The following is a 19,385-nucleotide window of genomic DNA, read 5'->3' as shown; positions in this document are numbered from 1 at the left end:
GTGTTATTGTTCTAAAATAGAAAGATTTACAAAGCCATAATCATTGCTTGCAGAAGTTAGATCTGTTCTAAGGCTTAGATTACCATTATAAACAGACTGGTAGATATAGGGCTGAAGTGTATCGCCTTTATTCAGTTGAACTCCGGCCACACAAGAACCTGCAACCTGTGCCTGTTTTGAAATATTGGAGAAAGATTTCACGCATTTTTTAACAGTACTGTTTCCGTTCACTACATATCTCGTTTCCGAAAAATAGCCTGAGACTATAGGGATTCTCACAAAATCATAGGTAAAAGAAACAAGATATACTCCGGTTCTTGGCGCTGTAAAAACACCTGTTCCGGGAGTAAAGTTTGCTGTAGGATCAGAAATTTCTGTCCATCCGGCAATGCCTGTAGAAACCTGATAAGGAATTTTAACGGCAAAATTCGCTGCCTGAAGATTGGCTACCACGACAGCTTTGGTGGGAGAAGAAATAAGATCCTGCCATACAATGCCATCTGAGTACTGCATTTTTCCGCCATTCAGCGGATTATATCTTACAGCGCCTCCACCTGCTGATGAAGCTGGCTGGCTGGTCTCTCCTATTCCGATTGAATTATCTGTGTTAGCTGCAGACCGTGTATCTATCTTAACAGCAGGAGATAATGTTCCAATTCCTATTTCTCCTGTAGAAGTTATGACAACATCATTAGCAGCCTGTGTGTTGGAAGGAACTCCGGATAGGGGATTATCTTTTGCCCCATCCACATGAAAAGCGGTTTGAGGGTTTGAGGTATTAATACCAACTTGTGCTTTTGAATGACTTATGGTAAAGCACAAGGAAATCAGTATTCCCTTCATCCAAATACTTAGATTCTTCATTTAATTTGTGGTTTTAAAACGTGTACAATTCTCGGCCAAAGATAAATGTAAAAGCACATCACCTACAATAGCCGCTTTTAAACCACAAACACATAAAACACTGAAAACAAGACAAGTAAACACTTATTTCACATTATCAAAATACGGAATTTTACTATTTAAAATAAAACCATCACTCTGTTTTATGAGAAATTTTTAAATAATTTCTACTTTTTAAAGAAAAATATTATTGTGAGGTGTCATTAGAAAAAAGACTGAAGGTCATGAATAAGTTCGTTATAGGATATTTTTTCTCCGGATTTCAATATTTTACCTGTCCCGAGTTCTTCAATAATGATGTCATAATGATTGCTTTTAGAATAGTGATATGTTGAAATATAGACAACGATATTTCCTTTTTGCAATCCTAAAGCTGTAGTATCTCCATCCCAATAATCAACAAACTCATATCCAAAAAAATTTTCCCGGGATAATTGCTTTAATGAATTATTGGTTTCAGTTGTTTTATTTTTCATTCAGTAAGAATGGCTAAAATAAACAGAATTTTTGAACCAGGAATAGCTTTAATGAAACCTGAAGTTGGCTTCCGGCAGTGTATTTTTTTTCAGGAAAGCTTCATATTCCGGAGACAGTTTTGCACGTCCAAAGGTGTTTTCACCACTCATGCTTCCAAGACGGACTTTATCCTTCCCATATTTTCTATTCATAGCATCCATAGCTTTCATCACGGGAAGATGCTGGTTTTGTATATCTTCTTCAAAAAGACTGATTTGTCTCTGATCTTCGGGGACAAAATCGTTCACTATCACTCCTGCTCTTTTATAATGAAACCCGTCTCTGTAAATGGCTTCAAAAAGTTCATTCACCACTCTTCCTAATAAGATTGATGAATTCGTAGGATTGGAAAGAATCCGGGTCATTGCATTTCTGTATTCAGGAAGATCTTTCCTAAAGCGGTTGGTCTGTACAAAAACAGTAATCATTTTACAACAGGTATTCTGCTTTCTTAGTCTTTCTGAACAGTACATTCCAAAAGTTTCTACCCTTTCTCTTACTTCTTCTTTTTTCGTAAGCATCTGCATAAAGCTTCGGGTAACAGCAATAGATTTTTTAGGAGAAGGAGCGTCCAGTTCCAGCTGACGAATTCCCTTCAGTTCATTGATCATCCTTACTCCATGAATTCCCATAATCTTCCGGACCCATATTTCAGGTTTCTGAAGAAGATCCCAGGCTTTATGAACACCACAGTCATTCATTTTGACGGCCAGCCTTCTTCCGATTCCCCACACGTCTCCGATATTAAGCCACTTCAGTGCCTTTTCAATTTTTTCAGGAGTATCCATAATATAAACTCCATTAAAATTATCCGGAAATTCTTTTACGATTCTGTTCGCAACTTTGCATAAAGTCTTAGTGGGAGCAATTCCGATACTTACAGGAATATTTTCTTTCTCATCAATTTCTTTTTTGATTTTAGAACAATATTCATACATATCGATATATTTAAATCCTGTTAAATCAAGAAAAAGCTCATCAATACTGTAGACTTCATAATCAAGAACATAGGACTTGGCAATATTGATCACCTGCTGGCTTTTATAATTATACAATTCAAATTTTGCAGAAAAACTTTTCACATCATGTTTTTGAAAAAGCTCCTTGTATTTGAATGCCGGAGCTGCCATAGGAATTCCCAGATCTTTTGCTTCTTTACTTCTGGATACAACACACCCGTCGTTGTTGGAAAGAACCACAACGGGTTTGCCCTCAAGATCAGGATCTAAAGTCCTTTCACAGGAAACAAAAAAATTGTTACAGTCTACCAGAGCGTACATGACAATTGTATAGTAAATATCTATACAAAATTAGAGCTTTTAAAGAATAAAATAATCTTTTACACTATAATTAACATCATATTTAACAACCTGAAAAACAAATGGATAAAATTTTTAAATACGACATGTTTTGTCGTATTAGTGCTTTAATTTTGTTTTCAAAAACATTATTATTCAATAACCATCGTACAGATTAAATCATTTTTAACCGCTCTTCTTCAAGATCAATCTGATAAAGCTGATGACGAATAATACTTTCATCAATAGAAACATCTTTATTGAGTTCTGCAAGAAACTGTCTCTGGCTTTCCAGCATCTCAAAAAAGATATCTTTTGTTTTTTCATTCATCCATTCGGTATCATTGACCTCTATTTTTTCTTCCCAGTGTTTCAGCATCCGTTCTAATCCGGCATGACTGTTCAGTTCGTTTTCATGCTTACTTTTAAGAAAATGATAGATGTGCTGCTTCAGCTTATGTTTTATTTCTTCCCTGACCTGTTTATCTTTTTCTTCATCAGTAAAGTCATCAAACACATGCCCATATTTGATAATATACGGCAGTGTAAGGCCCTGTACCAGTAATGTAAGCAAGATCACAACAAAAGTAATAAACAGGATAAGGTTTCTGTTGGGGAATGGAAGTCCGTTTTCAAGAGTGATAGGAATTGCCAATGCAGCAGCTAATGAAACAACTCCTCTCATACCTGTCCATCCAAGCATAAGAGGCATCAGAAACCGCCTTTTTGCAGAAGATGCCCGCGGTGCCACACTTGGCCGAAAAATCAAAGTGGCCAGCATTGCAGCGTATGCACTTATTATTCTGGCAGCAATCAGAATGGCTGTTATCAAAACGCCATATTGGATAGCAATTTTCAAAGGAATTCCTTCTGACCGTAATCCACCCACGATTTCGGGAAGCTCCAGTCCTATAATTAAGAATACAATACCATTCAGGATAAATACAAAACTTTCCCACACACTATATCCTCTTATACGACTGCTGCTGTTTAAAAATATCATCCTTTTAGCTGACATATAGAGACCTCCACAGACAACTGCTAAAACTCCGGAACAGTGAAACTGCTCGGCCACCCAATACATGAGATAAGGTTCAATAAGTGTGAGTGCAATATCAGATGAAGGTTCTGTAGGAAGACGTTTATGAGCCTGAACAAAAATCCAGGCCAGCAGCAAACCAATTCCCGCTCCTCCTATAATCATCCATAAAAAGTCTAAGGAAGCTTCCTGCCATACAAATTGTCCGGTTCCTACAGCAATCAAAGCAAAACGGAATATAATCAATGAGGACGCATCATTCAGCAAGCTTTCTCCTTCCAGAATAGCGGATGTAGTAGTTGGTATTTTTACAAATTTCATAATGGCACCTGTACTTACCGCATCAGGAGGAGATACTATTCCACCTAGCAGAAATCCTAAAGCAATAGTAAATCCCGGAATAAAATAATTAGCTGTTACAGCTACCGCCAATGCTGTAAAAAAAACAACCAGAAAAGCAAAACTCCCGATAATACGCCACCATCTTTTCATCTCTTTAAAAGAAATAGACCATGCTGCTTCAAATAATAAAGGAGGTAAAAAAATAAAAAATATAAGATCCGGATTGATCTTTACAACCGGCAAACCGGGTATAAAAGAAACAAAAAGCCCAAATACAACAAGTAAAATAGGATAAGCAATTTTTAATCTGGCAGCCCACATATTGAGTAATACAATAGCCGCTACCATAGCAAGTAAAAAGGGTAAGATGGTATGCATTTGAAATTGTGTTTTTTATGCACCATATTTACTAATTCTATTTGATTTTTAAAAATTTAAAAACAATTTTTTCTTATTTTTTTTATACTTAAAAGATGACTGTAATCTTTTTTACTTCAGGTAAAATGTTATAGAAATTTAAATAAAACACGTCAAGTTCCGTCGCTTCCGCGCTATACCTTTGTCCTATAACAAAATAAGAAATATGGACAAAGTAACCTTAGAACGAATTCAGAAGCTTCACCCAATGGTAAGAGATGAAGTAAAGCAGATTATACAAGAATGTGATGAAGCACTTACCGGAAAAGCCAAGATACGAATCACTCAGGGATTAAGATCTTTTGAAGAGCAGGAAAAGCTTTATGCGATCGGAAGAATTACCTCAGGAAAAAAAGTGACCAATGCTAAGGCAGGACAAAGCATCCACAATTATGGTCTGGCCGTAGATATCTGCCTGATAATTGGCGGAAAAACGGCAAGCTGGGATACGGCAAAAGACTGGGATAATGATAAAGTTGCTGATTGGTATGAGTGTGTGAAAATCTTTGCCCGCCATGGCTGGGACTGGGGTGGAAACTGGAAAACCTTCAAGGATCTTCCCCATTTCGAAAAAAAGAATATTCCCTCTAAAAAAGGTCCTGTAAAAACCAGCTGGAGAACGCTCTTGAAGATGCCTAGAGATAAGCAGAATTATGTTGTTTTTTAATTCTTATTGATTTAAAATTTAAAAAACACAGGCATCATAACTCTCTGGTTTAAAGTCCTCTTTTTTGATAAAATCATTTAAAATTATTTATAATACGACAAGTTCTGTCGCTTCCTCCGTCTATATTTGCTTATAAGAAAACACCAAAAAAGCAATCCTTATAATAAGCTGAAACCAATAGATATTTTTCGGAAATCTATTGGTTTTACTTGTCTAAAGCTGCTAAATGTTTCTTAAAAAAATGAAAAAAATAACATGAAAAAGACAACCATTCTTTCTTTGGACGGGGGCGGAATACGAGGAATCATCACCTGTATTATTCTGCGCTACATAGAAGAACAGCTCCAGTATTATGATAAACCCACAGCAAAGCTTGGAGATTATTTTGATCTGGTGGCAGGCAGCAGTACCGGAGGTCTGATTGCTTCTATTATTCTATGTCCCGACGAAACCCGAAAAGCAAAATATTCTATTCAGAAAGGACTAGAATTATATGCGGAAAAGGGCGGCGATATCTTCCAGGTTTCCTTTTGGGAAAAACTGGTTAATCCATTCGGATTATTGAATGAAAAAATTCCACAGGAATCACTTGAAAGGAATTTAAATGACTTTTTTGGAAATTTAGAACTAAAAGAATTAATAAAACCATGTTTAATAACAAGTTATGATATTGAGAACAGAAGGGCAAAGCTTTTCAACTCATGGAAAGCCAACCTCAGCACAGATAACTTCTATGTAAAAGATATCTGTAGGGCGACTTCGGCTGCTCCTACCTATTTTAGTCCGGTGCAGATCAAATCTATGTATGGACAGATCTTCAGCCTGATTGATGGAGGGATGTTTGCCAATAATCCTGCCCTTTGTGCTTATGCAGAAGCAAGAAAAATTCCTTTTGCAGAGGTTTTAAAAAACCATCAGAAAGCCAACCAACCGGGTGTAAATGATATGATTATTGTTTCTATCGGAACAGGAATTGAAGCCAGACCTTATTCTTTTAAAAGGCTTCAAAAATCAGGAAAAATTGGCTGGGTAAGCCCGATTATTGATATTTTAATGTCTGCCAATGCAGAAACAGTAGATTATCAGCTGGAACAGATGTTTCAGACCCTTGGTTTGAGAAATCAGAAAAACTATTACCGTCTGAATCCTTCACTGAAAAACGCTTCTCCTGCAATGGATAACGTAAGAAGGTCTAATATTGAAAATCTGATACAGGCCGGGCTGAGTTATATTGATGACAACAGAGAAACTTTGAATCAGATTGTTCAAAAACTCATCAAAAACAAAATATAAGCTTTGAACCTTATAATGACCCAATATAAGCTTTGAAGATTATATTTAAAAATTAGAAAATATTTTTTAAACACGTCAAGTTTTGTCGTTTCGCCCCACTACCTTTGAAGTATCAGAAAGACACAAAATAACAATCCATAAAAACTTTTAAAAAGCCTTTGAATTCAACATCCACTTATGCTGAACAGCCTGAAATATGTTCAAAATATAACCAACACATTAGAACACAAAACATGGAAACACCAGATCATAAAACAGATATACTCTTCGATGAAGATCTCTATACCATAGAATGGAGCGATATCGAAAATGCTGAGATAGATTATGAAAACTATCTCAACACTATTGAAAACTTCTTCAGAGAAGATTTTGAAGAAGGTATACTTGAAGAAGATACTTTTTAAATAAAATAAAACACGACAAGTTCTGACGCTGTCCAGCACTACTTTTAATTCTCATTAATACGCGCACAGCAATCTCATTAAACATTCTCAACATCTTTGAATTCACCATTCACAAAATGCTGGACAGCCAGAACTATGTCTGAAAATATAGTATAAAAGCGGAGTCTGTTTCACTAAAAACAGAATATAACAATCAATTTATTAACCAACAAATCACACATCGTTTTATGAAAACAAAAGAAGAATTAAAAAAATATTTCGAAAACGGAGACATTCCAGTGCAAGAAGAATTCTGGGAATGGCAAAACTCTTATTGGCATAAAGACGAGAAAATCGACATGAGAAAAGTCTCGGGACTTGAAAATGGTACATACAATATCATTTATGCTGACATGGATAAAGATAAAAATGCTTCAATGGGCTTTTTTTTAAAAAGAAAAGTAATCATACCATCCGGAGCTTTAAGAATCCCTAATTATTTTACAATGGGCGCCATAATAACAGAGATACAAATACCAGAAGGAATTATAAGTATTGGTGAGAACGCTTTTTCAGGTTCACAAATTACTTCCATTACCATCCCTGACAGTGTCACTGAAATTCAGAACCTGGCATTTGCGGGCAACAAAATAACCTCCCTCCGGCTTCCTGAAAATCTATCCGTGATTGGCTATGGTGCATTTGCGGGCAATGAACTTACAGACCTTATCATTTCCCAGAATCTTAAAATTATTGAAAAATCCTTATTCAGCTCTAATAAACTTACTTCCGTAACCCTACCTGATGGTGTTACAGAAATCAGAGAGTATGCATTCGGAAACAACCTTCTTATGGCGATACAAATCCCCAACAGTGTTCTCAATATTGAGTCGGGAGCATTTTCAGGCAACAAACTGACAGAAGTAATATTAGGAGAAAACACAAAGTATCACATGTATTCTTTTGATCCTGAAGTTACAGTAACCGGAGGACAACTTATCAATTAAATTTTAAACAAATGAAAACAAAAGAAGAATTGAAACTCTATTTCGAGAATGGAGATATCCCAAAGCAAGAAGATTTTTGGGAATGGCAGGATGCCTATTGGCATAAGAGTGAAAGGCTAAACAACTCCTCATTGGATTTAATAATTTACGACGATTTCTCTTACTCTCCCACAGATAATACAGAGATTACCGGTACAGAATCTACAATAGTTTTTCCCGAAGGAGTCAAAATCATTGGAGGTTTTTCCTTTTCAATGCCCATCAAACGTATATCAAAAATTGTATTTCCAAAATCTCTGGAAAGAATAAGAACAAGGGCATTCAATGCACAATATCTGAAAGGGACTTTGACCATTCCCGGATCTTGTAAGATCGTAGAATCATATGCTTTCGCAAGTGGGGTTGCCAGTGTATCAAAACTTGTATTGGAGAATGGCATTGAAACTATTGAAGACGGAGCATTTCAATTATCAGGAAGTCCTATAACATTTTTAGACATTCCCAATTCGGTAAAGTTTGTAGGAAAAAATGCATTTGCTATTTCCTCTCTTCAGACCGTTGCAAAACCCGTGGGATTGGATATTACCGAAGCAGGTATTCCGGCAACAGCAACTATTCTGGATAGGTTCACAGAATAATGATGTAATTCCAGCAATACTTTCTCAAAAAAGCCATTGTTTAAACTTATCAATCAAAACAAAAAATGAAAACAAAAGAAGAATTAAAAAAGTATTTCGAAAACGGAGACATTCCGGTGCAAGAAGAATTCTGGGAATGGCAAAACTCTTATTGGCACAAAGATGAAAAAATTCCAGCAGATAAGTTAGACTATGATCTGTCTCAAAAAGCAGATTCAGATGCTTCCAATCTAAGCCCACAAAATGTTGAGCTTTGGAAAAATAAAATCGAAACTCAAACAGCTATTCAGGCTCCACAGCTGAATGGAAATATCTTAACGGTATTTTATACGGGAGAGAATGGAGTGCAGCAAAGTAAATCAGTAGACTTAAGCAGTTTGGCAACCCGTGATATCAGTATTGAGAATGCAGCATATGATGCCTCTCAAAACATCATTACCATTACCCAGAATGATGGATCAGCCTTTCATATCAATCTTTCGGAATTCAGTATCACCCCGACTACCAATTCAGATGGAAGTGTGACCTTATCTCAGGAAGGACAGGAAAAAGTCACTCTGAAAAAAGTAGCTGTAACAGGCAGTTATAATGATCTTTCTGATAAACCAACTTTTAGCGGGAATGATAATTTACAAAATGTAATTGACAGAGGCAACGGAACAACCAAACCTATTATTTTCCAACCGGGCGAAGGCAGAGCAGGTGAAATAAATTTCAGTCCTACAACTTACTCTTTATGGTTCGGAAATATGAATACAGATCATACCGGAACATATGGAATCGGAATCGGATACAATACTCTGCCAAAGCTAACAACCGGGCTAAGTGATATTGCTATAGGAGGTTTTGCAGGTGCAAATTTAACAACCGGAGATTGGAATACTCTTGTTGGCGTCAATAGCGGTTCGCTTTTAACGACCGGAAGCTATAATGTAATGGTGGGAACCGAAGCCGGTAAAAACTCCACATTGGCTCTCGGGTGTACCTATGTTGGAGATGAAGCAGGGGTTAAAAATATTGATGGCAAGTACAATACCACTCTGGGTGTTGGAGCAGGATACTGGCTTACTCATGGGGTTCAAAATACATTTATCGGAGCTTATGCCGGTCAGAATTACGGAAAAGTTACTACTTCAGGGGCGTGGGGTTCCAATACATTTATTGGGTATAATGCTGCTTCTACCACTCATGCCATGGGTGTTTGGGGTGACAACAATGTTGTTATTGGCTGTAATGCCCCATTGGGAGGCTCAACATTCAATAAATTGGTTATTGAATCAAATCCGGTAGCAAGACGTCATGATTTTGTTACGCCTTTAATTGGTGGAGACTTTGCCGCCAGAACGTTAGATTTTGATGCCGTGGTTTCTGCAAAGAGAACTCCTTTGGCCGACAATACTTATACAAAAGTAGCTGTTATGAATGCCGGTAATGTATTTGGATATAAAAACTTATCAGATTTTACCGATTTCATTCCATTAACAGGAACGGAGACCGGAGCTCCTATGACAGGCAATATACAGTTTACAGACGAAGATCCGGAAGAAAGAATTATTTATAGAACGAACGAAATTGATGGCGTAAAAAATATTCTCGGCTTATTTCCTGAAGCTGCTATGATGTCTTCCGGTAACTTAGATGGAACCAATGCCTCTAGTGTTTCTGTAAGTAAAGAAAGTGGTGTTTTCGCATATGGTCATGGCTCTCGTTTGATGTTGAGTGACGTAGGTGCAGCTTTAAGACAGACAAACGGAGGAGGAGTAAAAGGAATTTTTGCAAGTCCGAACTTGGATGAACCTGTACTTATAGAGCATGAAGCAGCAAATCCTAGGGGATTAAGCTCTAAAACTTATTTTGGGGACAATGCTGAGAAAAATGATTATATCCAGAAACAGTATGCAGATAAGCAACATTCTTACAGTACCAAAGAGGAACTAACAGGCGGAAACTGGATCAATGGTAAACCTGTTTACAAGAAAACCCTGTATCTGGATCAGATTCCAAGAACAGGTGAAATTGATTTGAAAACTGAATTCCCAGATCTTGAAACCATTATTTCCAATGAAATGTTTACAGAATGGGATGATGTAAAGGCAGCATTTGCCGGAAATCAGTGGCGTACAAAAGCTTACATCACCATCGAAAGAGAACGAGCTATAATTGAACTATTAAATGTTCCAGATTATAATTATTCTCTTATTAATTCATTTACTCTAACTCTTGAATACACAAAAAAATAAACAAAATGTCAACAGATAAGAAATCAGCATTTACCGTCGCAAAATCCTTAGTAGGAGAAGGAATTATCAATTATAAAGACACAGATACTATGAATACAACTAATAATGCATCACAATCACTTTTCAGATTTGTAAGTCTGAGAAACCCACAATTAACAGAAACCAAAGACAAAAACCTGGGATTTATCCACAGACCCAAGGGAGTAACGGGTGTTTTTGATACAGCAGTCGTAGGAAGACCAGCCAAAACACTGAAGTTTTCAGCAATGAAAAGAGCTGCCGGTGAATTTAACAATGTTGGATTTGAAAGCGAAAAGAAAATTGAGGAAGGAGCATTTAAAGACCTTCTAGTAGTCGGAAGAAAGCTTTCTAAAAAGGTGACACTAGACAGCAATGACTGGGCTTTTGTTACAGAATATTACAAAAGTCTTGTTAACACCAATAGACAGCTTAACACAGAAGGAATTGCAACGTTTTCCCTACTTTGGAATAACTATATCTATCAAATCGTTACCCAGGGAGATTTCTACATTAAAGAATCAATCAGCCACATTTTAATGGCTATCCAGCTTGGATTTGCCAGCAATCAGGATCTTACCGATCAGGAAATTATCAAGATTAATGGAGAAAATCCATTGGAAAAAGCAATGGATGGAAAAATAATACTACCAGCCATCTTATTTTCAGAAGATACTGAGACCCTTTCATTTTCTACAACAGCTAATAAGGCATCTGAACCGGTTCTGGGTGCAAAAACTATTCAAAGACTGGAATCTGAAGCCAGAGCTTCATTGGTTGCCAGCAAAGCTATCCATAGAAAAGAATCTTTAAGCACTCTGAATTCCGAACTGGAAAAACTTCAGAAAAAATTCCATAAATCCAGACATCAGACATACCAGGATGAGTATTCCAGATATATGGAAGAAAACAAAGAGCGTTTAGAACTTTATGACAAGAAGCTGGCTGAAGTAGACAGCAAAATCACTCCGGACATGTCTGAAGAAGAAAAAGAACGTCTTTATAGCAGTTTAAAGGAATATGAAGTGGCTCCTTTCGTATTTACGTACAAAAATGAAATCAATCTAGAAGATTTGCAGGCAAAGCTTTCTCCGGAATCTTTTGACCTTTTTGTTGAGCTTTTCGGTGAATCCACAATGGGATTAGTTTCTCTGGCAGAAGATACAGAAGGCCTTCAGATCCTTTCACATGACACTTTGAAAATTGGCGCTCAGACCATTGTTCTTGATGATGAAATCCAAAGCTATGCTGATGCCTTACTGGTTGTAAAAAGCAATATTACGTCTTCCATGGAGACCGCTCTGCAAAACAGCCCTCTTCCGGAACAGCAGTATGCAAATATCGGTGGAGCTTCAGTTCCTCTTATTCAAAATACTTCCAGAACTCCAATGGCATATAGTTTATATGCACACAGTTCTTTCAATGTATCCGGAAGCAGAGGATTTGTTAATTTTTCTTTTGAGGTTGAAGATGTTTCGTGGAGTGTTGCCAACGCTAAGATCACTGCCACAACAGATGCTGCCGGAACTTTTGAAGAAAATTACAGCAATATTCCTGTGGTAGACAATAAAATTACTTTACCGGCATGTTTGGTAAACAAGTTCAGAAGCAGCTTCAGTTTCAAAATAGAAATCATTTTTGATAACGGAAGCCAGGCCTATGGAGATATTGCCATTCAATACCCAAAAGAAGATCTAAACCTTACCGGAATGCTAACCTTGAAGCGTGCGGCCGTCGAAAACCCGGGAACATCTGAACCGGTAACGATCCAGAAACGTAAAAACTTCGGGATAAAAAGACTTGGGGTTGCAGATTATATGAAAGTAGTACAAAGTGTTCATGCTTATGTTCCTGGAGAAGTTTCCAATATTGAGAATGTTATGGCAAGCGAATTGAGACATAAGTCTTCCGTTTCCAGAGAATATTCAGAAATTACGGATACTACATCTAAATCCCAGGAAACAGAGAAAATGTCAGACACCTCAAAGACTTCAAGAACTGATATGCAGACCGAAGTTGCCAAAGAAATTGAGAAGCAGCAAAGTATTTCCGCCTACACAAGATTCAGCTATGGAAATGACAGTGCCATGAAGTTTGAAATCGGAGCAGACTATGCCAATAACACAGCTCAGCATGACAGCACAAGACAGGCCATGATGAAATCTCAGGAAATTACGGAAAGAGCAATGGAAAGAGTTCTGACTAAAATTTCGGAAGAAAGGGTACAGAAAATCATCAAAGAGTATACAGAAACCAATGTTCATGAATATGATAACAGAGGAAAAGTAACTAATACCGACAACGCTGAAGCTGCTCAACCTAAACACATTACAGGAGTTTACAGATGGATTGACAAGAAAATGAAGAACCAGATCTACAACTATGGTAAACGTACTATGTTTGAGTTTATGGTTCCTGAGCCTTCAAGATTACACCGTTTGGCTCTTACTGTTGCTAAAGCTCAGGTTCTTAAAGCTCCTGTAGATCCGAGAAAAGCACCAGAACCTTGGTTAATGCAAGATCCAAAATCTGCAACTATTGTACAGATCCAACATTGGGCTCAAGAGTATGGAGTGAATTTAGAAGCTTTCCCGGAAGCAACCAAACAAGTTATTCATACTGCTTCCAGCGTTCCTCAGACAGATGACGATTTTGGAGTTGATCATACACAATTTACCATTCCGGACAACTATGCCGGAAAAAATGCAAGCTTCGCCTGCAGATCAACAAGAAACAGAGGGGGCGGATGGTCAGGATCACGTTATTCTGAAGTAATGTTCTCCAACTTAAAAGGAGATATGATAGGCCGTTCTGAACGTGGTGGAGATCTTAATTTTGATGATGGATCATCTGGTTTCAATATAACAGGTAATATATCTTTCCAGGTAAAGGGACACAATGTTAGAAGTTATACTATCAAAGTAGTGGTAAATTGTGAATTGAGTGATGCATTTATCAATAACTGGAAAACAGAAAGCTTCAATGAAATTATTAAAGCCTATGAAGCAGCTTATACAAAATTCCAGGAAGATCAGGCAAGATTGGATGCTGAGCAGAAAGAAAAAGAAGCACAGCTTAAAGAAAGACAGGATACTTTCTACCGTTATATGGAGCATGATGTATTAAAGCACAATTGTATCGCCTATTTATTACAGGATTATCTGTCTACATTAGGTCAGGAATTAACAAATGGTGCTGATGAGAAAACAACAATGGATAACTTCCAGGTATACCTGAGTGATAATCTGGATAGATATACCGCACTTGCCAAGTTTATGGAACAGGCATTTGAATGGGAAATCATGGATTATACCTTCTATCCTTACTATTGGGCTAACCGTAAGAGCTGGCAGGAGTTCTACCTGAGCGAAAGTATGGATCCTCTATTCAGAAGCTTCCTACAGGCAGGTATGGCAAGAATTATCGTTACTGTAAAACCAGGTTTCGAAGCAGCCGTTCAGTTCTTCCTTGAAACAGGATTGATCTGGAACGGAGGATCTGTACCTGTAATCGGAGACCCCATGTACATGAGTATCGTAGATGAAATGAGACAGCCAACCGGCGAGCCTCAAGGTAAATACTGGATTACCAGAATCCCTACTACACTGACGATTCTTCAGGATAAGTCTACAGGACTTCCCGTGAAGCAGCCTTTACCGATTTTCCCGGAAAATGATCCTAAGAATTGTGAAAACCCAGCAGAATTGGAGTTTGAAACAAGTTTCAGTTTAGATGAAGAAGCACAATTACAGCATGGAGAAAAAGACACCAGTACTTTAGGCTAATATTTTTTAACAAAATGGCGGTTAATCCGCCATTTTATTTCTCATAACATTAAAATTAAAAAAATGAGCACAATAAAAGCCCTTGGAACCTCTAAAATAAAAGCTCTGGGATTAGATAACGGAGGAGGTGAAACACCTTATTTAACAATTCAAATTTTGCATTATCCTAAAAATTTCAATGATTATATTCAAGTAGAAATATCTACTAATTATAATCCCAAATCAACCGAATTTATTAGAGTTGTTGTATTTGAAGCCAAATCAAATCAAAGGAATGTAGGAAATGATAAAGTAATAATTGATAAGTATTATGAAATAAAAGCTAATAATTTCATCATTAATATTCCTTTTAATCTGTTAGCACAAAACAAAGCCATTAAAAACCAAGATATTGATTCCATTCTATGCTATCTCGGAGTAAGTGGTCCTAAAAGAGGAGCAAAATACAGTAATATTTTTGAAGTCAATATTTCTGATAATCCACAAGTCGAAAACCAATCCCTGATTTCAACCGTTAGAAAACCTTTCACATATTTAAGTGACGAGCAAAAGGCAATTTTTATGTCTGCAGTATTGGTTGAATCAAGTAATGGAAGAAAAGCACTTTGGGATATAGCTTACATCTATTTGAATTTGGTTCAAAACAATAAAAATTTTGAAGTTATAATGAATAGATCTTCTGCTTATTCTGGAAGAAGTACCAATTATATGTATAAGTGTCATTATTATTATTTAACAAAAGGAAAATCTATAAACAAATATGGTGACGAAGTAGGAAGTTTTCCAAATAGATGGAATAGTAACCTTAAAGTAAGAGATTATGTTGACAATGGAGAATATTTATCAAAATATAATGACAAACAGAACGGGAGTGATCTCAATGGATGTATTGAATTCATGCTGACAAAAATCTTTACGGCAAAACCTATTTCAAGATATAATAATTGGCATGGTCAAGGCAATACAATGGATATGAACATTAATGAAGGTAAATATTCCAGACCCTGGTACACAGCAAGACAATATTATTGGCTTCAGAAAACAAAAAAAGCAGATAAGATATATGTTAAAAGATTATTTGATTTTGAACATACTTCTTATATTTACGACACAGATCGTATTGAAAAATATTTTAGTTTAAATCCTAATAAATTACCTGCACCACATGAAATTATTCCAATCCCACATTATCTTCCAGATGGTACACCTTGCCACAAGGTTGAACTTCCAGACCCTAATAATCCCGGTAAGAAAAAAATTCATACTTATGAGGTCGAGCTTAATGAGTACGGTGGTATCAAAAAGGTATTTCCCACTGAAATCTAAAAGTTGGATCTTATTTATTATTCTCATTTCTGTACTTTCTTCATGCCAGAAAGAAAAAGTTTCAGCAACACCTAATCAATTGAAAATTAATGAAGTTTTCACTGAACAGACTTATGGTGATAATACTAAAGTATATGTTAATGACAGTTTATTTTGTATATATGTTGATGATAATAATCTTAAAACCTGGAGTAATGGAGTTTTATTAAAGGATAACAAAGCTATTCTTCCTTTAATTAAAGGAAATGGATCAACGAAGATGTTTAAAACGTATAAGTTTCAGTCAGAATTAATGAATTTGGACTTTAAAAATTATTCTAATAAAACAATCAACTGGGATACAAAAGATTATCAAATCAGAAAAAAAGGTAAAGATTATTTTTTGTCCAAAAAAGGATATAGCGAAATAAAATTACCTATCCGTCATTATGAATCTACGGATTGGATCACTTTTAACAGTATGGATATTAATAATGATAAAGTACCTGAGCTATTTATATTCAATGAATCATATAATGATAGAGATGATAAGGAATACGGAAAGATGATAGTTTATGAAATAAAATAAATCATCATACTCCATAAAAATATCAACCGTAAAGTTAAGACACTTTACGGTTGTTTATTTTAGAAAAAAAGAATATAATTATAAACTGATAGTTGGAGTTTTCTTTAAAACTTTCCACAAAAATTAAAACACGACACGTTTTGTCGTATTAACCGCATATATTTGTCTTATAAAACGTTACCATGAAACGCAGTTCTGCTGCAACATAAAAAAAAGAAATGAAGAAAGATTTTTATCTGACAAGATATGCCTTAATTATTAAAAGATTAGAAAGTTCTCCAGCTACCTATTCTCAGCTGGAGGAATATCTTCTAAACTCTTTTGAATTCCAGGATGCTGAGATCAAGAGCTACTCTATCCGTACTCTTCAGAGGGATATCCGGGAGATTTCCAATCTTTTTAATCTTTCCATTCACAACAAGAAAAAAGGGGACAACCGATACTATATTGAGAGCCGCCCGATCATGGAAGTGGATGAATACAACCAAAAATTACTGGAATCTTTCCAGGTAAGCAACGCCTTGAATCTTCATCCCGATTTTTCAGATTTTATCTTTTTTGAAAGCCGCAAACCCACTGGTGTGGAGCATTTTTATGACCTGTTCTTCGCCATCCGAAATAAAAGGGTTGTAAGTTTTGAACATTACAATTACAAAAACAAACTGATGACCTCAAGAAAAGTTCATCCTTTAGCCTTAAAAGAATCCAAAGACCGGTGGTATCTTATTGCCATCGACACAAAAGATAAAGCGTTGAAATCTTTCGGGCTTGATAGAATCAACTATCTTGACGTAGCAAAAAATCAGTTTAGAGAGAAGTACAAATATAATTTCAGAGAGCATTTCAAAAATGCATTCGGAGTAATGAATCTGACAGAGCAGAAACCACAGAATATTGTATTGAAATGCAGCCGCCATCAGGGAGAATATATCAGAAGCTTCCCTCTTCATCAATCTCAGAAAGAGACTAAAGAAAATCCGGAAGAGATTTATTTTGAGTTCTTCCTCCATCCAACTTATGACTTTATGCAAGAGATTCTTTCTTATGGAAAAGAAGTAACGGTTTTGGAACCTAAAGGTTTAGTTGATGATATCCGTAATCATTTGCAGGAATCTTTGAACCGCTATCTTGAAAGCTGATTATAAAAAATATATTTCATATTTTTTGTTATATTTACATAAATATACCCTTATTGAAAACTTTATTTATTGGCATCAGCTGCTTTATCTCCACCTTTTTTCTGGCGCAGCAGAAAGAAGAATTCAGGCTTGTAAAGAGCTATTACAACCAGCACAGAAATATGCTGAATAAAGAGTTCAAAAAAAAGTTTGATGCTGAATCCAATACGGATAAAAAAGTGGCCATAAAAGGAGATTTTCTCTTTTTCATGAAAAAAATGGACAGCATTGAAAACAATGCCTTAATCGGAGCTTTATTGAAAGTAAGAAATCTGGAAGACCTCCAAACCATCAAAAATCCTACATTCACCTCTGAAAAATTTTCTGATGCAGAAAAGATTGCAGATTATCCCGGAGGACTTAATTCTTTGAGACAGGAAGTAGCCAATCTGCTATATGTTGACGGAGTGTATTCTGTAGAAAAAATGATAAAAACAGATGTTGATTTTATTGTAGAAAAAGATGGTACTGTCAGCAATGTTCATGCACAGGGTGATAATTTCACCTTCAACAGACAGGCAGAGATTGCATTATATTCTCTTGCAGAAAAGTTTTCTCCGGCAATGCTGAAAGGTGATCCTACCACTTATCGTTTTAAACTCCCTTTAACTTTAACGATAACCGATTAAATGTTTACTGACGAATATTATATGAAAATGGCCCTGCAGGAAGCAGAAGCCGCTTTGGAAAAAGATGAGGTTCCTATCGGGTGTGTTGTAGTTTCCAATAACCGGATTATCGCAAGAGCCCACAATCTTACCGAAACCCTGAATGATGTTACCGCTCATGCAGAAATGCAGGCTATCACCTCAGCAGCAAATTTCCTTGGAGGAAAGTATTTAAAAGACTGTACATTGTATGTAACCATGGAACCATGTGTGATGTGCTCAGGAGCACTTTCCTGGTCTCAGATCTCAAAAGTAGTGATTGGTGCAAGGGATGAACAAAGAGGGTTTATCAATAAACATCTTTCTCTGCATCCGAAAACAGAAATTATTACAGGAATTATGGAAGCAGAATGCTCTTCTATTGTTAAAGATTTTTTTAAAAGTAAAAGATAAACCTTTCTATTGAAGGAATTTGATCCGGGTTTTGGCGGACTTTAGCCCTCGCCCAATAGTTCAAAAAATAATAATAGTATAAAAAGGCAGAGAAAATTAAAATTTCCTCTGCCTTTTGTTTTTATATAATCAGGAATGTATTCATATTCCTCGGAATCAGTCTTTAAAAATAGAATATCTCACTATATCAAAATACGCTCCGTCTTTCTTTATTTCCTGTTTTAAAACAGCTTCCTGTTCCATTCCTATTTTTTCCATTATTCTTCCGGATGCCGGGTTGTGAAAAAAATGGGTCGCAAATATTTTATGAAAACCCAGGTCATTAAACCCAAAATCTACAATTGCTCCTGCTGCTTCTGTTACAAACCCTTTATTCCAGTAAGACATGCCTATCCAGTATCCCAGCTCTGCTTTATCATCATCCCTATCATGCAGCCCAATAGCGCCTATGATATGTCCTTCTTTATTCCGGATAGCAAAAGTATATCCTGTTTGATTATCAAAAGCTTCTTTTGACATTTTCAGCCACGATCTGGCATTATTTTCAATATAAGGATAAGGAATATTAGAGGTAAGATCAGAAAAAATCCTATGCTGAAGATATTCAACAATAAAAGGAACATCCTTTTCTTCCAGCTGTGAGAGAATCAGTCTTTCGGTTTCTATGATAGGAAATTTTTCCATTGTATTAAGGTTAAAGTTAGGT

The 19,385-nt window shown here is 36.2% G+C and carries 17 protein-coding genes; 12 read left to right on the top strand and 5 right to left on the bottom strand.

Translation table 11 applies throughout. The annotated features are described in order from the left end of the window. Nucleotides 1-3 precede the first annotated feature (3 nt). From CHRYMOREF3P_RS15025 to CHRYMOREF3P_RS15010, 4 genes are all read right to left on the bottom strand, one after another. Nucleotides 4-864, bottom strand: a complete 861-nt coding sequence (locus CHRYMOREF3P_RS15025) for a hypothetical protein (protein ID WP_180564949.1) — start codon at nt 862-864, stop codon at nt 4-6. 242 nt (nt 865-1,106) lie between these two features. Beyond that, nucleotides 1,107-1,379, bottom strand: coding sequence for a hypothetical protein (locus CHRYMOREF3P_RS15020; RefSeq protein ID WP_077413409.1), 273 nt, complete (start codon nt 1,377-1,379; stop codon nt 1,107-1,109). A 48-nt stretch (nt 1,380-1,427) separates the two neighbouring features. Further along, nucleotides 1,428-2,699, bottom strand: a complete 1,272-nt coding sequence (locus CHRYMOREF3P_RS15015; protein ID WP_077413408.1) for a Y-family DNA polymerase — start codon at nt 2,697-2,699, stop codon at nt 1,428-1,430. A 193-nt stretch (nt 2,700-2,892) separates the two neighbouring features. Further along, the gene (locus CHRYMOREF3P_RS15010) at nt 2,893-4,476 is read right to left on the bottom strand and encodes a Na+/H+ antiporter (protein ID WP_077413407.1); all 1,584 of its coding nucleotides are present in this window, start codon (nt 4,474-4,476) and stop codon (nt 2,893-2,895) included. Between the two features lie 205 nt (nt 4,477-4,681). Here CHRYMOREF3P_RS15010 and CHRYMOREF3P_RS15005 point away from each other — a divergent pair, with 205 nt between their 5' ends. From CHRYMOREF3P_RS15005 to CHRYMOREF3P_RS14950, 12 genes are all read left to right on the top strand, one after another. After that, the gene (locus CHRYMOREF3P_RS15005; protein WP_180564948.1) at nt 4,682-5,182 is read left to right on the top strand and encodes a M15 family metallopeptidase; all 501 of its coding nucleotides are present in this window, start codon (nt 4,682-4,684) and stop codon (nt 5,180-5,182) included. A 255-nt stretch (nt 5,183-5,437) separates the two neighbouring features. Further along, complete coding sequence (locus CHRYMOREF3P_RS15000) at nt 5,438-6,475, top strand: patatin-like phospholipase family protein (RefSeq protein ID WP_047380237.1); 1,038 nt, start codon at nt 5,438-5,440, stop codon at nt 6,473-6,475. A gap of 233 nt (nt 6,476-6,708) precedes the next feature. After that, nucleotides 6,709-6,879, top strand: a complete 171-nt coding sequence (locus tag CHRYMOREF3P_RS14995) for a hypothetical protein (RefSeq protein ID WP_175627173.1) — start codon at nt 6,709-6,711, stop codon at nt 6,877-6,879. 227 nt (nt 6,880-7,106) lie between these two features. Beyond that, nucleotides 7,107-7,865, top strand: coding sequence for a leucine-rich repeat domain-containing protein (locus tag CHRYMOREF3P_RS14990; RefSeq protein ID WP_180564947.1), 759 nt, complete (start codon nt 7,107-7,109; stop codon nt 7,863-7,865). An 11-nt stretch (nt 7,866-7,876) separates the two neighbouring features. After that, nucleotides 7,877-8,503 carry a leucine-rich repeat domain-containing protein gene (locus CHRYMOREF3P_RS14985; protein ID WP_180564946.1) on the top strand — a complete coding sequence of 209 codons (627 nt, stop codon included), beginning with the start codon at nt 7,877-7,879 and terminating at the stop codon, nt 8,501-8,503. A 65-nt stretch (nt 8,504-8,568) separates the two neighbouring features. Continuing rightward, a complete protein-coding gene (locus CHRYMOREF3P_RS14980) occupies nt 8,569-10,743 on the top strand; it encodes a hypothetical protein (protein WP_180564945.1) in 2,175 nt (724 codons plus the stop codon). 5 nt (nt 10,744-10,748) lie between these two features. Then, nucleotides 10,749-14,546 (top strand): hypothetical protein, encoded by a 3,798-nt coding sequence (locus CHRYMOREF3P_RS24165; protein WP_232539036.1) that lies wholly within the window; start codon nt 10,749-10,751, stop codon nt 14,544-14,546. A 63-nt stretch (nt 14,547-14,609) separates the two neighbouring features. Continuing rightward, nucleotides 14,610-15,872 carry a hypothetical protein gene (locus CHRYMOREF3P_RS14970; protein ID WP_180564944.1) on the top strand — a complete coding sequence of 421 codons (1,263 nt, stop codon included), beginning with the start codon at nt 14,610-14,612 and terminating at the stop codon, nt 15,870-15,872. After that, entirely contained in the window at nt 15,814-16,440 is a 627-nt protein-coding gene (locus tag CHRYMOREF3P_RS14965; RefSeq protein WP_180564943.1) for a hypothetical protein, read from the top strand. The genes CHRYMOREF3P_RS14970 and CHRYMOREF3P_RS14965 overlap by 59 nt, the downstream gene beginning before the upstream one ends. 218 nt (nt 16,441-16,658) lie before the next feature. Beyond that, nucleotides 16,659-17,579 carry a helix-turn-helix transcriptional regulator gene (locus CHRYMOREF3P_RS14960; RefSeq protein ID WP_077413398.1) on the top strand — a complete coding sequence of 307 codons (921 nt, stop codon included), beginning with the start codon at nt 16,659-16,661 and terminating at the stop codon, nt 17,577-17,579. Between the two features lie 53 nt (nt 17,580-17,632). Then, the gene (locus CHRYMOREF3P_RS14955) at nt 17,633-18,247 is read left to right on the top strand and encodes a hypothetical protein (RefSeq protein ID WP_228408593.1); all 615 of its coding nucleotides are present in this window, start codon (nt 17,633-17,635) and stop codon (nt 18,245-18,247) included. Further along, nucleotides 18,248-18,679 carry a nucleoside deaminase gene (locus CHRYMOREF3P_RS14950; protein ID WP_047376259.1) on the top strand — a complete coding sequence of 144 codons (432 nt, stop codon included), beginning with the start codon at nt 18,248-18,250 and terminating at the stop codon, nt 18,677-18,679. Between the two features lie 156 nt (nt 18,680-18,835). Here the strand turns inward: CHRYMOREF3P_RS14950 and CHRYMOREF3P_RS14945 are convergent, their stop codons facing one another. Continuing rightward, nucleotides 18,836-19,363 (bottom strand): GNAT family N-acetyltransferase, encoded by a 528-nt coding sequence (locus CHRYMOREF3P_RS14945; protein ID WP_180564942.1) that lies wholly within the window; start codon nt 19,361-19,363, stop codon nt 18,836-18,838. Between the last annotated feature and the right edge of the window lie 22 nt (nt 19,364-19,385).

This window comes from Chryseobacterium sp. JV274, from assembly GCF_903969135.1.
Lineage (GTDB): Bacteria > Bacteroidota > Bacteroidia > Flavobacteriales > Weeksellaceae > Chryseobacterium.
This window is presented reverse-complemented; position numbering and strand designations above follow the sequence as displayed.